This is a genomic window from Streptomyces phaeofaciens (assembly GCF_014648915.1).
Lineage (GTDB): Bacteria > Actinomycetota > Actinomycetes > Streptomycetales > Streptomycetaceae > Streptomyces > Streptomyces phaeofaciens.
This window is the reverse complement of sequence record NZ_BMSA01000009.1, coordinates 51,046-64,617: the sequence shown is the minus strand read 5'-3', so window position 1 is coordinate 64,617 and position 13,572 is coordinate 51,046. Positions and strand designations below refer to the sequence as shown.

At 72.3% G+C, this 13,572-nt stretch carries 13 protein-coding genes; 10 read left to right on the top strand and 3 right to left on the bottom strand.

Annotated elements, in window-relative coordinates; translation table 11 throughout:
• Positions 1–99: 99 nt before the first annotated feature.
• Entirely contained in the window at positions 100–1,488 is a 1,389-nt protein-coding gene (locus IE275_RS16885; RefSeq protein ID WP_189712320.1) for an extracellular catalytic domain type 1 short-chain-length polyhydroxyalkanoate depolymerase, read from the bottom strand.
• Between the two features lie 269 nt (positions 1,489–1,757).
• Here IE275_RS16885 and IE275_RS16880 point away from each other — a divergent pair, with 269 nt between their 5' ends.
• The gene (locus IE275_RS16880) at positions 1,758–2,564 is read left to right on the top strand and encodes a pectate lyase (protein WP_189712129.1); all 807 of its coding nucleotides are present in this window, start codon (positions 1,758–1,760) and stop codon (positions 2,562–2,564) included.
• Positions 2,565–2,643: 79 nt separating this feature from the next.
• Here the strand turns inward: IE275_RS16880 and IE275_RS16875 are convergent, their stop codons facing one another.
• On the bottom strand, positions 2,644–3,390 hold the full coding sequence (locus tag IE275_RS16875; protein ID WP_189712128.1) for a PaaX family transcriptional regulator C-terminal domain-containing protein: 747 nt from the start codon (positions 3,388–3,390) through the stop codon (positions 2,644–2,646).
• A gap of 71 nt (positions 3,391–3,461) precedes the next feature.
• Here IE275_RS16875 and IE275_RS16870 point away from each other — a divergent pair, with 71 nt between their 5' ends.
• Positions 3,462–5,114 carry an acyl-CoA dehydrogenase family protein gene (locus IE275_RS16870; RefSeq protein ID WP_189712127.1) on the top strand — a complete coding sequence of 551 codons (1,653 nt, stop codon included), beginning with the start codon at positions 3,462–3,464 and terminating at the stop codon, positions 5,112–5,114.
• Between the two features lie 109 nt (positions 5,115–5,223).
• Here the strand turns inward: IE275_RS16870 and IE275_RS16865 are convergent, their stop codons facing one another.
• Positions 5,224–5,802 carry an Rv1733c family protein gene (locus IE275_RS16865; RefSeq protein WP_189712126.1) on the bottom strand — a complete coding sequence of 193 codons (579 nt, stop codon included), beginning with the start codon at positions 5,800–5,802 and terminating at the stop codon, positions 5,224–5,226.
• A 272-nt stretch (positions 5,803–6,074) separates the two neighbouring features.
• On the opposite strand from IE275_RS16865, the gene IE275_RS16860 reads away from it, so the two are divergent.
• From IE275_RS16860 to IE275_RS16825, 8 genes are all read left to right on the top strand, one after another.
• Entirely contained in the window at positions 6,075–7,160 is a 1,086-nt protein-coding gene (locus tag IE275_RS16860; protein WP_189712319.1) for a WD40/YVTN/BNR-like repeat-containing protein, read from the top strand.
• 355 nt (positions 7,161–7,515) lie between these two features.
• Positions 7,516–8,289 carry a thioesterase II family protein gene (locus IE275_RS16855; RefSeq protein WP_189712125.1) on the top strand — a complete coding sequence of 258 codons (774 nt, stop codon included), beginning with the start codon at positions 7,516–7,518 and terminating at the stop codon, positions 8,287–8,289.
• 743 nt (positions 8,290–9,032) lie between these two features.
• The gene (locus IE275_RS16850; RefSeq protein ID WP_189712124.1) at positions 9,033–9,872 is read left to right on the top strand and encodes a thiamine pyrophosphate-dependent dehydrogenase E1 component subunit alpha; all 840 of its coding nucleotides are present in this window, start codon (positions 9,033–9,035) and stop codon (positions 9,870–9,872) included.
• Entirely contained in the window at positions 9,869–10,852 is a 984-nt protein-coding gene (locus tag IE275_RS16845) for an alpha-ketoacid dehydrogenase subunit beta (RefSeq protein WP_189712123.1), read from the top strand. The genes IE275_RS16850 and IE275_RS16845 overlap by 4 nt, the downstream gene beginning before the upstream one ends.
• The gene (locus IE275_RS16840; RefSeq protein ID WP_229870300.1) at positions 10,849–11,097 is read left to right on the top strand and encodes a biotin/lipoyl-containing protein; all 249 of its coding nucleotides are present in this window, start codon (positions 10,849–10,851) and stop codon (positions 11,095–11,097) included. The genes IE275_RS16845 and IE275_RS16840 overlap by 4 nt, the downstream gene beginning before the upstream one ends.
• Before the next feature lie 73 nt (positions 11,098–11,170).
• Positions 11,171–11,419, top strand: a complete 249-nt coding sequence (locus IE275_RS16835) for a phosphopantetheine-binding protein (protein ID WP_189712122.1) — start codon at positions 11,171–11,173, stop codon at positions 11,417–11,419.
• A complete protein-coding gene (locus tag IE275_RS16830) occupies positions 11,416–12,351 on the top strand; it encodes a ketoacyl-ACP synthase III (RefSeq protein WP_189712121.1) in 936 nt (311 codons plus the stop codon). The genes IE275_RS16835 and IE275_RS16830 overlap by 4 nt, the downstream gene beginning before the upstream one ends.
• Before the next feature lie 117 nt (positions 12,352–12,468).
• On the top strand, positions 12,469–13,569 hold the full coding sequence (locus IE275_RS16825; RefSeq protein WP_229870298.1) for an MDR/zinc-dependent alcohol dehydrogenase-like family protein: 1,101 nt from the start codon (positions 12,469–12,471) through the stop codon (positions 13,567–13,569).
• Positions 13,570–13,572 lie beyond the last annotated feature (3 nt).

Below are 13,572 nucleotides of genomic sequence, written 5' to 3'. Positions count from 1 at the left end.
CGTCCGACAGGTGCGGTGGCGGCCCGTCCGACGGCCGTTGTCGGACGGGCCGGTCCGTGGGTGGCCGGTCGGTCGCACGACCGGCCACCCGTGGGTGCGTCAGCCCGTGGTGCAGGCCGCCCCGTTGAGGGTGAACGCGCCGGGCGCCGCGCTGTTGCCCGTATGGCCGGCCTGGTAGCCGATGGTGACGCCGGCGTTCGGCGCGATCGTGCCGTTGTACGTCGCGTTGGCCGCCGTCACCGCGCCGGAGGCCGGGCTGTAGGTGGCGCCCCAGCCGTTGGTGATGGTCTGCCCGGACGGCAGGGTGAAGCCGAGCCGCCAGCCGACGATCGTGGTGGTGCCGGTGTTGGTGACGGTCACGGAGCCGGTCAGGCCGGTGTTCCACGCGTTGGTGGTGGCGGCCACCCGGCAGCTGCCGGGCTCGGGCTCCGGGACGGGCCCCGCGCTGTCCAGGCCGAAGAAGGTGAGCACCCGGGCCGCCATGCCCCAGGCGTACAGGTTGTGGCCCACGCCTTGGAGGCTGATGGCCTCCACGGGTGCCTGGTCACCGGTGCCGCCGTACCGGGTGCGGGTCCAGCCGGCGGCGGGGGCGTCGGTGGCGGCCGGGGTCTGGTTCAGGCCGCGTACGTCGGTCCACTGCTTGATCTCCTCGCCGAAGTCGGGGTAGCGCAGCACGTCGTCCTCGGTTCCGTGCCAGAGCTGCATCCGGGGCCGAGGTCCGGTGTAGCCGGGGTGGGCGCCGCGGACCAGGTCGCCCCACTCCTTCGCGGTGCGGATCACGGTGCCGCCGGAGCAGGCGCTGTTCCACTCGGAGCCGTCGGTGGTGGCGAAGCAGGCGAAGGGCACTCCGGCGAAGGCGGCACCGGCGGCGAAGACGTCGGGGTAGTCGCCGAGCAGGACGTTGGTCATCATCGCCCCGGAGGAGATGCCGGTGGCGTAGACGCGGCCGGTGTCGGCGGAGTAGGCGGCCGTGACCCAGTCGATCATCGACTTGATGCCGACGGGGTCGCTGCCGCCGCCGCGCCGCAGGGCCTGGGGCGAGGAGACGTCGAAGCACTTGCTGCCGCGGGTGACGGACGGGTAGACGATCACGAACCCGTAGCGGTCGGCGAGTTGGGCGTACTCGGTGCCGGAGTACATCGCCGGGCCGGAGCCTCCGCACCAGTGGACGGCGACGAGAACGGCCGGGTGCTCGGTGACGCCGGCCGGGGCGTAGACATACATCTGGAGGTTGCTGGGGTTGGTGCCGAAGCCGGTGACCTCGGTGAGGGTGGCGGCGGGGACGGGTGCCGCGGCCTGGACGCGGGCGGCGCCGGCGACGGGCGGCCCGGCGGCCCCCGTCCCGGCGGAGGCGGCGGGTGCGGTGAGCAGCGCGGCGGTGAGGAGGAGCACGAGGGCGCCGAGTAACGAGCGCAGTGCTCTCCTGGGGGAGTTGAACACGTACCGGCCCCTTTCTGTGGGGGGAGCGTCCGCCTCGCATAGTGGCATGCACATGCCTGTCATGGAAGCGCTCCCACGCCAACTTCCCGGACGCTCCTGTCGCCCGAAAGGCCATCCGGGAGGTGGCCGAATGTGTGCTGCACGAGGCGTTGACTAGAAAGCGCTTACCCCCTACGTTCCGTTCAGCAGTGTGACCGAGCCGCTTATCCGGATCCCCAAAAGGCCGCACTGTGCCACGCTCCATGTTCACTATGACGCTCATCGTTCACATATGCGTCAAGCGGAGCACCCCCGCCCCCACACAGAAGGAACGGGACATGACTTCTGCGACACGACCGCGCGCCCGCAGGCGCGCACTGGCCGGGTCACTGGCCGCGGTCAGTATGTCGATTGGCATGATCATGGCCAGCGGCAGCCTCACTCCGGCGAGCGCCGCCACCTGGCCCACCGCGACCGGCAGCCAGGCGGTCTCCTCCACGATCTCGCTGTCCGGCACCAAGGACTACGGGATGATCCGCCTCTACGGCACCGGCGACCTGGGCAGCGGCAGCCAGGACGAGGACCAGGGGCCGATCCTGGAGCTGGCCGCCGGCACGGTCCTGAAGAACGTCATCATCGGCGCGCCCGCCGCCGACGGCATCCACTGCAAGGGCAGCTGCACGCTCCAGAACGTCTGGTGGGAGGACGTCGGCGAGGACGCGGCCACGTTCCGCGGCTCCTCGTCGTCCAACGTGTACACCGTCTCGGGCGGTGGCGCGCGGTCGGCCAGCGACAAGGTGTTCCAGTTCAACGGCGCCGGAACGCTCAACGTCTCCAACTTCGCGGTGCAGAGCTTCGGCACGTTCATCCGCTCCTGCGGCAACTGCTCGACGCAGTACAAGCGGACGATCAACCTCAACACCATCGAGGCGACCTACTCGGGCAGCAAGCTCGTCGGCATCAACACCAACTACGGCGACAGCGCGACCCTGAAGAAGATCACGATCGTCGGCGACAGCAGCAAGAAGATCATCCCGTGCCAGAAGTACATCGGGAACAACACGGGCGCCGAGCCGACCACGAACGGCACCAGCGCGGACGGGACGTACTGCAAGTACGCGTCCTCGGACATCACCTACAAGTAGGCCCGACCAGGTCCCTCCCCCCACGGTGAAGGCGGCCGTACGAAGCGCCCCCGCACGGCGCTTCGCACGGCCGCCGTCCCTATGCGCCGAGGGTCGCGGCGGTGAGATCGCGCCGGTACTCCTCGTACGCGGCGCGCAGGGCCGGCCCCGGCCAGTCGGTCGGCAACAGCGCGGGGGGCAGCACGGGGTCGGCGAGCAGATGCCGTACGACCGCCGCGACGGCCGTGAAGCGGTCGGCGGGGCGGTGGGCGCGCTCCGCGTGGGCCAGCAGGGCCCTGGCGGTGTCCGCCCAGGCGTCCAGCGGCCACAGGTCCGCGGCCAGTGCGCGGGCGGGCCGGTCGGGGCGCGCGGTGAAGTGCCGAACCACGTCGTCGAGGCCGCCGGGCCAGGGGCGGCCGAGGTTGGCGGGCCGCAGCCACACGCCCTCGCGGAGTTCGGCGAGCCGCAGGGCGGTCAGCCGGGCGCGCAGTTCGGCGCGTTCGGCGGGACCGCGGCCGGTCGCGGTGATCACGGCCATCTGCCAGTCGCCGTCCCACGCGCGCGTGTCCGGACTCATCGCGTCGTCCTGGCGGCGCTGGCGCTCCAGCAGCCGGTCGCTGAGCCGGTAGACGCCGGCCGTGCGCCGCAGGTCACCGGCCGCCACCATCCGGCTGAGCGCGGCCCGCACCGTCGATCCGCCCACGCCGAAGGGCTCCACCCCGCGCACCAGGTCCTTCGCCGGCAGCTCGGGCGGGTGCGTGCCGAGCAGCAGGCTCAGGACCACCGACCGCGCGGACAGCGGCCGCAGGTCCACCCCGCCGGGTTCCGCCGAGACGTTCATCCGCATGGGCACGTACTGTACGTCCCCCTTGATGTTGCACTATTGCTACAGCCGCAGCGCAAGTGCAACATGGGGGCATGACCTCGACACCCGCGCAGTCACCGCCGTACGCCACGCACGACGTGACCAACCAGCCGCCGCCCCTGGCGCCCTACGACGCCTCCGCCGACCCCGCCCTGCTGGAGGGGCTGCGCCGGGAGGGCGCCGGATGGGCGGAGGCGGACGTCCGCCGGATCGGGCTGCTCGCCGGGGGCGCCGAGGCGCAGGAGTGGGGCGAACTGGCCAACCGGCACGAGCCCGTGCTGCGCACCCACGACCGGTACGGCCATCGCGTCGACGAGGTCGACTTCCACCCGAGCTGGCACGAGCTGATGCGGGTCGCCGTCACCGAGGGGCTGGCGGGCGCGCCCTGGGCCGACGGCCGGCCCGGCGCCCATGTGGCCCGGACCGCCGGCGGCCTGGTGTGGGGCCACACCGAGGCCGGGCACGGCTGCCCCACGTCCATGACCTACGCGGCCGTCCCCGCGCTGCGCCGTGAACCCGAGCTGGCGAAGGTCTACGAGCCGCTGCTGACCGGCCGGGAGTACGACCCCGGACTGCGCGTACCGGCACAGAAGCGCGGGCTGCTCGCCGGGATGGGGATGACGGAGAAGCAGGGCGGCTCCGACGTCCGGACGAACACCACGGCCGCCACGCCCACGGCCGAGCCCGGGGTGTACACCCTGCGCGGGCACAAGTGGTTCACCTCCGCGCCGATGTGCGACCTCTTCCTCGTCCTGGCGCAGGCTCCCGGCGGGCTGTCCTGCTTTCTCGTGCCGCGTGTGCTGCCCGACGGCACGCGCAACACGTTCCGCGTCCAGCGGCTGAAGGACAAGCTCGGCAACCGCTCCAACGCCTCCTCCGAGCCGGAGTTCGACGGGACCGTGGCCTGGCTGGTGGGGCCCGAGGGGCAGGGTGTGAAGACCATCATCGAGATGGTCAACTGCACCCGCCTGGACTGCGTGATGTCGTCCGCGACGCTGATGCGCAAGACCCTCGTCGAGGCGGGTCACCATGTACGGCACCGGGGCGCTTTCGGCGCGCTGCTGATGGACCAGCCGCTGATGCGCAACGTCCTGGCCGACCTGGCGCTGGAGTCGGAGGCGGCGACCACGCTCACCCTGCGGCTGGCCGGGGCGGCCGACCGGGCGGTGCGCGGGGACGCGGGTGAACAGGCCTTCCGGCGGATCGCGACCGCCGTCGGCAAGTACTGGGTGACCAAGCGGGGGCCGGCCTTCACCGCGGAGGCCCTGGAGTGCCTGGGCGGCAACGGGTACGTGGAGGACTCCGGTATGCCCCGGCACTACCGCGAGGCGCCGCTGCTGTCGATCTGGGAGGGCTCGGGCAACGTCAACGCGCTCGACGTGCTGCGGGCGTTGACCCGTGAGCCGGGGACCGCGGAGGCCCTCTTCGGCGAACTGGCGCTGGCCCAGGGGGCGGACGCCCGGCTGGACGCGGCGGTCGCGCGGCTGCGGACCCGGCTGGGCGAGGCGACACCGGCCGGGGCCCGCCGCCTGGTGGAGCAGATGGCCCTCACCCTCCAGGCCTCCCTCCTGGTCCGCCACGCCCCGCCCGCCGTCGCCGACGCCTTCTGCGCCACCCGGCTGGGGGGCGATTGGGGGTACGCCTTCGGCACACTGCCGGACGCGGCGGACGTGGACGGGATCCTGGAGCGGGGGCTCGCCTTTTAGGCGGGGGCCGCTTTTCAGCGGGGGCTCGCCTTTGGGCCGGGGGCTCGCCTTGGAGGGGGAGGGGCAGCCCCACCAGCCCCACCAGCCCCACCAGCCCCGAACGGCCCGCTCACCCCATCCGTCTCCCCCACACCGCGTCGAACAGGGCCCAGTCCGTGTCCCACTGGTCGATCCGGCGGCGTTCCAGGCTGCTGCGCAGAAGGCGGCCACCGACGAACGGGAAGGCGGCGGCGCCCATGCCGGCCAGGCCGCCGACCAGGGAGGCGCGGAGCCGGGCCTGGGCGGGGGTCGCCGGTTGGGCGACCAGGCGGCCCTGTCGGTCCGTCCAGACGGTGACGGCGGTGCCGGTGGGGCTGCCGGCGCCGACCCGGACCTGGCCGTTGTGGGCGGAGCCGTCCGGGCCGGTCCAGGCGACCTCGGCCCACACATGGTCGCCCCCGGCGGAGCCACCCGCGGCCTTGCCGGGCGCCGGTTCGGTCAGCCGGCCCACCAGCGGGCGCCACTCGACGCGTTCCCGGGCGAGTTCCTGCTCCACGGAGCCGGCGGCCGCCCATCCGGCCAGGACCCCGACGAGGACGGTCAGCGCCCACGCGCCGAGCAGGATCCAGGCCTCCACCGTGTCGGCGCGACGCTTGAGCGGGTTGCGCCGCCAGCGCCACAGCCACACCTTCGGACCACCGAACGCCATCGAAGGCTTCCTCCTCATGAACACGCGAACCTCCAGGACCGCCCTCCCATACGGCGCGGGCGGTCCCGATGCTCAGGGCGGGTCCCGCGTCCCGACGGTCGCACGGGCCCCGCGGCGCGCGCAGGCGTCCGTCCGAATGTGGCCGACGTCTTGCGGTCGTGCTTCCGCCTCACCACGGTGACCTGCGACGACGCCCTTCCCGCAGGTGACTGTCAGTGGTGGGGTGCAGACTGGCCGGTGTCTGGGACAAGGACGTCGCGGAGGTGATCGGCATGACCGGGGCACTGCTGGCCGTGGGCACACGAAAAGGCCTGTTCATCGGGCGCCGCAGGGGTGGCGCCTGGGAGTTCGACGAATCCCCTTATTTCAACGCCCAGGCGATCTACTCGATCGCCATCGACACCCGCGGGGACCGCCCGCGGCTGCTGGCCGGCGGTGACAGTGCGCACTGGGGCCCGTCGGTGTTCCACTCCGACGACCTCGGTCGCACCTGGACCGAACCGGCCAAGCCGGCCGTCAAGTTCCCGCGGGACACGGAGGCTTCGCTGGAGCGGGTGTGGCAGCTGCACCCGGCCGCCGCCGAACCGGACGTGGTGTACGCGGGCACGGAACCGGCCGCGCTGTACCGCTCCGAGGACCGGGGCGAGACCTTCGAACTGGTCCGTCCCCTGTGGGAGCATCCGACGCGCTCGCGGTGGGTGCCCGGTGGCGGCGGTGAGGGCCTGCACACCGTCCTCACCGACGAGCGCGACCCGCGTGCGGTGACCGTGGCGGTGTCGACGGCCGGGGTGTTCCGCACCACCGACGCCGGCGCGAGCTGGGAGCCGTCCAACTCCGGTGTCTCCGCGGTGTTCCTGCCGGATCCGAACCCCGAGTTCGGCCAGTGTGTGCACAAGATCGCCCGGGACGCGGAGAACCCGGACCGCCTCTATCTCCAGAACCACTGGGGTGTGTACCGCAGCGACGACGCGGGCGCGCACTGGACGGACATCGGCGAGGGCCTGCCGTCCACGTTCGGCTTCGCCGTCGCCGCCCACCCGAGCCGGGGCGACACGGCGTACGTCTTCCCGATCACGGCCGACGCGGACCGGGTGCCCGCCGACCACCGCTGCCGGGTGTTCCGCACGGCGGACGCGGGCAAGAACTGGGAACCGCTCACGGCGGGCCTGCCGCAGGAGGATCACTACGGCACGGTGCTGCGCGACGCGCTGTGCACGGACGACGCGGACCCGGCGGGCGTGTACTTCGGCAACCGCAACGGCGAGGTGTTCGCCTCGGCCGACGACGGCGACAGCTGGCGGCAGCTCGCCTCCCATCTGCCGGACGTGCTGTGCGTACGGGCGGCGGTGATCGACTGAGCTGCACCGGGAGCTGCGGGACCGGTCGGGCGCGGGGAACGACGGGCGCGGGCGGCGAGGGCCGTAGGGGCGACGGAAACGGGAAGGGCCGTAGGACGGCGGAAGCGGGGAGCGCCCCTTACCCCGGCGGCACCGGCCGGGGGCGGCCTCGATCGGAGAAACGTAGATCACTTGTTCGTCACGACCCAGTACGGTGGAGCTGTGCCTCATCCGAGGCCTGCGGGTTCTCCGGCGAGACGGCGTCAGAACCTGTGCTGTGACGGGGAGTCCGGCCGCCGGTCGGTGGTGGGCGTCCCGTGCGGCGCCCGGGCGACGCCTCTCGCCGGTGGACGGCACCACACGACCGAGGAGTGACATGACCGCGTTCGACAGCCCCGCCGACTCGCCCTGGATACGACGGTACGCGCCCGCGCCCGACGCGTCGGTCCGGCTGGTGTGTCTTCCGCACGCGGGTGGGTCGGCGGCCTTCTACACCAAGCTGGCCAAGGCGCTGGGCCCGGACGTCGACACCCTGGCGGTGCAGTACCCGGGCCGGCTGGACCGCCGGCACGACCCGCTGATCAAGGACCTGGCGGAGCTGGCGGACCGGCTGGTCGCGGAGCTGGTGCCGTGGACGGACCGTGGGATCGCGCTGTTCGGGCACAGCCTGGGAGCGGTGCTCGGGTTCGAGGTGGCCCGGCGGCTGGAGGCCATGGGCCGTGCTCCGCTGACGCTGTTCGTCTCCGGGCGCAACGCGCCGTCCCGCCACCGGCGGGAGTTCAGTCATCTGCTGGACGACAAGGCGCTCATCGAGCAGGTGAAGGCGCTCGGCGGCACCGACCCGCGCGTGTTCGAGCACGAGGAGCTGGTGCAGCTCGCGCTGCCGGTGATCCGCGCCGACTACGAGGCGGTGGACGGCTACCGGTACGAGCCGGGGCCTTTGCTGAGCTGCCCGGTGACCGTGCTGAACGGCACGGACGACCCCAAGGTGTCGCCGGAGGACACCGACGCGTGGCGGGAACACACCACCGGCGCCTTCGACTCGGTCGTCTTCCCGGGCCGGCACTTCTATCTCGTGGACCGGCACGCGGAGGTGACGGACGCGATCACGCGCCGGCTGGTGGATCTGACCAGTAAGCAGCGGATATAGCGCCGTGTAAGGCCACGCTGTGCGTGTGCGGACGCCGCGGGGACGGGATGCGCCGCCCGCGACGGCTCCGTTAGGCTGCATGACAGCACGGGTGTTACCCGTGCGACGGGGGAAGGAACTGAAGTGATGGCCCAGTTGACTGTGCCGATGCCCGACGTCGGCCGCACCATCAGGCTCTCCGCCGGACCCGGTCGTGCCGGGTCCCCGACGCGGGCGCCCTCACCACCCGGACCGGTCCGCTACGGACCAGGCCGCGTCGTGTCCTACCGCGCGCCCGCGCTGTCGTCCGAGAAGCCGTAACCCACCCTCTCCGCAACCGTTTCCGGTAGCCGTCCGCCGCCCCGCACCCCTTGCCGGGCGTGCTCGTCGGTGGCGTCGTCGTGCGCCGGAACCGGGCTGCGGCGTGCAGGGAGCCCGGTGGGCGTTCCGCCCACGCGGGCCCGGCGGCCGGGGCAGCCGGAGAGGCCGGGACACCGAGGGAACGGACCCGTCGCCGACGGGTCCGCGCCTCGGTCCCCCACTCTCCCTGGGTGAACACCAGTTCCCCGCTCCCCCACGCGTTCCCGCGCCCGGCCGCCGGTGCGCGGCGCCTTCGGAGGGAGGAGCCCCCGGGGGTGTTTCGTGCGGCACGACGACAGACAGCTCACCGACGAACCTACGACTGGTGATCAATGATCTTGAAGTCAGAATCCGAGCAGGCAATAGATCCAGACGACGACACACGGCGGTCGCTGCTGCGTCACATGCTCGTGGCGAGAGGCATCGACGAAGAGGCCCGTCAGCTCCAGAAGCAGGGCGCCCTGGACCTCTGGCTGTCCTGCCAGGGGCAGGAGGCCGCGCAGGTGGGCTCCGCGCTCGCCGTGGGCCCGCAGCCGACCGTCTTCCCCAGTTACCGCGAGCACGCGGTCGCCCTCCTGCGGGGCGTGGCGCCGGACGAACTGGTCGCGCAGTGGGCCGGCCGGACGTTCTGCGGATGGGATCCGCGGCGGCTGCGGTTCTTCCCGTACACGCTGGTCCTGGCCGCGCAGACGCTGCACGGCGTCGGGTACTCCCTCGGACAGCGGTTGCAGGGGCGGGAGGACTTCGTCGTCGTGTACGTCGGCGACGGCGCCACCAGCGAGGGCGACATGTCGGAGGCGATGAACCTGGCCGCCGTCGAGTCGGCGTCCGTGCTGTTCGTCTGCCAGAACAACGGCTGGGCCATCTCGAAGCCCGCCGACGAACAGATGCGCACCTCGGTGGCCGAGCGCGCCCAGGGGTTCGGGATCGAGGCCGTCCAGGTGTCGGGGCAGGACCCGGAGGCCGTCTTCTCGGCGTGCGCACGGGCCGCCGCCCATGTCCGCGGGGTGCGGGCGCCGTACCTGGTGGAGATCGAGGTGGGACGCATCCACGGTCACTCGACCTCCGACGCCCAGGAGGTGTACCGCAGCCGGGACGACATCGCGCGGACCAGGGCGGCGGACCCGGTGACCGCCTACGCGGACCGGCTGGCCGGTCTGGGGCTGGTGGACACCGCCTGGCTCGACGCCGTCGGCGCGGAAGTGCGGGAGCTGCGGGAGCGGTTGATGAAGGAGTACGCGTGACGAGCACCGTGCGGTCCCCCGGTCTGGCGGAGTCGATCAACACGACCCTCGCCGATCTGCTGGAACAGGATCCGAGACTGCTGCTGCTCGGCGAGGACATCGGGCGTCTCGGAGGCGTGTTCCGGGTCACCCGGGGTCTCCAGGAGCGCTTCGGCAGGGACCGGGTGCGCGACTCGCTGCTGGCGGAGTCCACCATCGTCGGCCAGGCCGTCGGGATGGCGATGAGCGGGCTGGTGCCGGTCTGCGAGATCCAGTTCGACGGGTTCACCTATCCCGCGGTGAACCAGCTGGTGACGCAGGCGGCCCGGATCGGCGGCCGGTGGAACGGCCAGGTCAGTCCGAGCCTGGTGGTGCGGATCCCGACCGGCGGCGGCTTCCGGGGCGTCGAGCACCACAGCGAGTCCAACGAGGCGCTCTTCGCGCGCGCCCCCGGCATCTCGGTGGCGTGTCCCTCCACCGGCGAGGACGCCGACCAGATCCTGCGCCACGCGGTGACGCTCGGGTCGCCCGTGGTGATGTACGAGCCCATCCGTCTGTACTGGCGGCGGAACACACCCGTCCGGGATCCCGAGCCGGCGAGGTCGCCGACCTCGGCCCGGATCGTGCGGCGGGGCTCGGACCTGACGATCGCCACCTTCGGCGCGGTCACCCACGAGGTCCTGGAAGCGGCGCACGCGCTCGGCCCGACGGTCGACGTCGAGGTGGTGGACCTGCGGTGGGTGGCGCCGCTCGACATGGACACGGTCCTGGAGTCGGTCGCCAGAACCGGGCGGCTGCTGATCGTGCACGAGGGGTCGAAGGACGTCGGCATCGGCGCCGAGATCGCCGCGTCGGTGGCCGAGCACGGCTTCGACGCGCTCCGGGGCCCGGTCCGGCGGCTGGCGCCCGACCGTCGCGCGTATCCCCCGGCGGATTTCGAGAAGGACTATCTGATCGGTGTGCAGGAGATCAAGGACGAGGTGCTGGTGATGACGAAGTGAGCGACTCCCCCCTGGACATGCACGTTCCCGGCTTCGGGCACGGCCTCGGCGAGGCCCTGCTGATCGAGTGGGTCGCCGCGGTCGGCGACCGGGTCGAGCGGGGTGACGTCATCGCGGTCGTCGAGACCGACAAGGCGAGCACGGAGATCGTGGCGGAGCGCGGCGGTCTGGTCGCGGCCCACTCCGCGACGGTCGGCACGATCCTCAAGTCCGGTGAGGTGCTGTACCGGTTGGCGGCCGAGTAGCCGCCCCTGCCTCACCCCGGGCCCCAGGCCCCCGGACTTCCACCCCATCCAGTCAGTTGCACGGAGAAGGAACATGAGCGACATCGAAAGCCGTATCGCGGACACCATGCTGGCCAAACTGCGCGAGCGCGACCCGTCGTTGGGCCCCGACGACCTCTCCCGGCCGGTCGCCGACCTCGACCTCGACTCCCTCGACCTGGTCGAGCTGCACCAGCAGCTGGAGCGCGCGCTCCAGGTCAAGGGCGATCTGAAGGAGACGGCGGGCTTCGCCTTCCTGGACGACTTCAGCACCTACTTCGTGAAGCTGGCGAGCCGGGGATGAGCGCGGGCATCGTCGACATCGCCACCGCGAAGCCGGGCCGGACGATCGACAACGACCACTTCGCGTCGATCGGCCTCACGGACGAGTGGATCAGGCGCCGCAGCGGCATCGCGGCACGCTCCTGGCTGCCGGACGAGGTCCCCCTGGCGGAGGTGGCGGCGGAGGCCTGCGCACCGATCGTGACCAGGATGGACGACCCGTCCTCGATCGGCGCCCTGGTCGTCGTCAGCACCTCGGTGCGCCAACGCGTGCCGGGCATCGCGCAGAAGGTGGCCCGGCTCGCCGGGCTGGGCCCCTCGGTGCTGGCCTTCGACATGAACGCGGCCTGCTGCGGCTTCGTCTACGGACTGGTCACCGGGCTCTCCCTCTGCGACGCGGGTCAGGCCCGGTCGGTCCTGGTGTGCTCGGTGGAGGCCATGTCCCGGCTGGTGGACCGCACCGACCGGCAGACGGCGTGCATCTTCGCCGACGGCGCCGCGGCCGTACTGCTGGAGGACCGCGCGGAGTTCGCGGGCTTTCGCCAGACCGCGGGCTGCGACGGCTCCCAGGAGGCGCTCATGCGGGAGACGGACGCGGGCGGCATCCATCTCGACGGGATGCAGGTGTACGACCGCGCCGTGCGCCGGATGTCGGAGTCGGCGCAGTACCTCTTCGACGAGGGGCCCGCGCCGACGGTCCTGGTCGGCCATCAGGCGAACGGCCGGATCCTGGAACAGGTCCGCAGCTTCACCACCCATCTCGGCGTGCCCTTCGTGAACCGGATCGCGCACGCGGGGAACACGTCGTCCGCGTCGATCCCACTGGCGTTCGCCGAGGAGCTGGAGGCGGGTTCGCTGCCCTCCGCGGGCCGGCTCGGGGCCGTCGCCTACGGCGCCGGCGAGGCATGGGGCGGTGTCTCGGTGGGCTACCGGGTGCCGGCGACGGCCCGCTGACCGCACCGCGAACCCGGGGAACGTACTCGATCACAGGAGGTTGTCATCTACTCACCAGAAGCCTGGGTCCTGCGCTCCGGTGCGACGGCCGGCCCGCACGACGGCGGACCGGGTGCCGTGCTGCGCCGCGATCTGTTCACCTTCGGCCCGCTGGAGGAGGGTGAGGCGCTGGTGGAGCCGATCCTCGGCTCCTGGGAGGCCAACATCGACCATGCGCTGGCCCGTTCGCCGATCGACGTGTGCAGCAGCCGCGGCGAGGACGCGGTGGTCCTCGGCAACCTGGGCGTGGTGCGGGTCCTCAAGGTGAACGCGGGCGGCCGGGACGTGCGGGTCCGTGAAGGGGACCTGTGTCTGCTCCTGCCGTTCGGCAAGCTCGACCGCTTCGGCTACGCCGAGCTCGCCTACGCCTACGACGCCCCGCACACCGTCGGCCTGCTGGCGAAGCGGTCGAAGATGGACGTACGGCTGCTGCTGCCGGTCCCGGACGGGACGGCGTACTCGCTGCCGCAGTGGGCCACGTACGGGCGGTACTTCACCGCCTGGGACAACTGGCGCAAGGCGTACGGCTGCTGGCGGACCCAGGTCCCCGACGACGACCCGGCGAACCACCTGGTGTTCGGGTGGGGCGGCGGGGTGGCCTTCGCCGAGCTGATGCTGGCCAAGCGGGCCGGGTTCCGGGTGGCGATGACGGCGGGCTCGGACGAACGTGTCGCCTTCCTGCGGGAGAACGGCATCGTCGCGGTGGACCGCCGCCGGTTCCCCGCCCTGTCGCTGCCCACCCGGCAGGAACGGACGGACCGTGAGCGGCACCAGCGGCGGCGGACGTCGGTCGAGGAGTTCCTGGGGGTCGTCGAGGAACTCAGCGACGGCCACGGGGCCGCGGTCTTCGTGGACAACATCGGCGAGCCGCTGTACGACGTCACGCTGAGGGCCCTGGCCCGTGAGGGCGTCGTCACCACCTGCGGCTGGAAGGCCGGGATGCGGCTGTCGCATCTGCGGGGCGCCGAGTGCATCAGCCGGCACATCCATGTGAACACGCATGTGTGGCGGCTGCCGGACTCGCCGGGCATCCGGGACTTCCAGGAGGCGGAGGGCTGGATGGCGCCCGAGGGGTCGGACGTGGTCTACGACTTCGACCGGGTGCCCGAACTGGCCGACGACTACGCGAACGGCAGGATCGGGTCCTACTTCCCGATGTACCGCGTGAACCCGCTCTGAGCG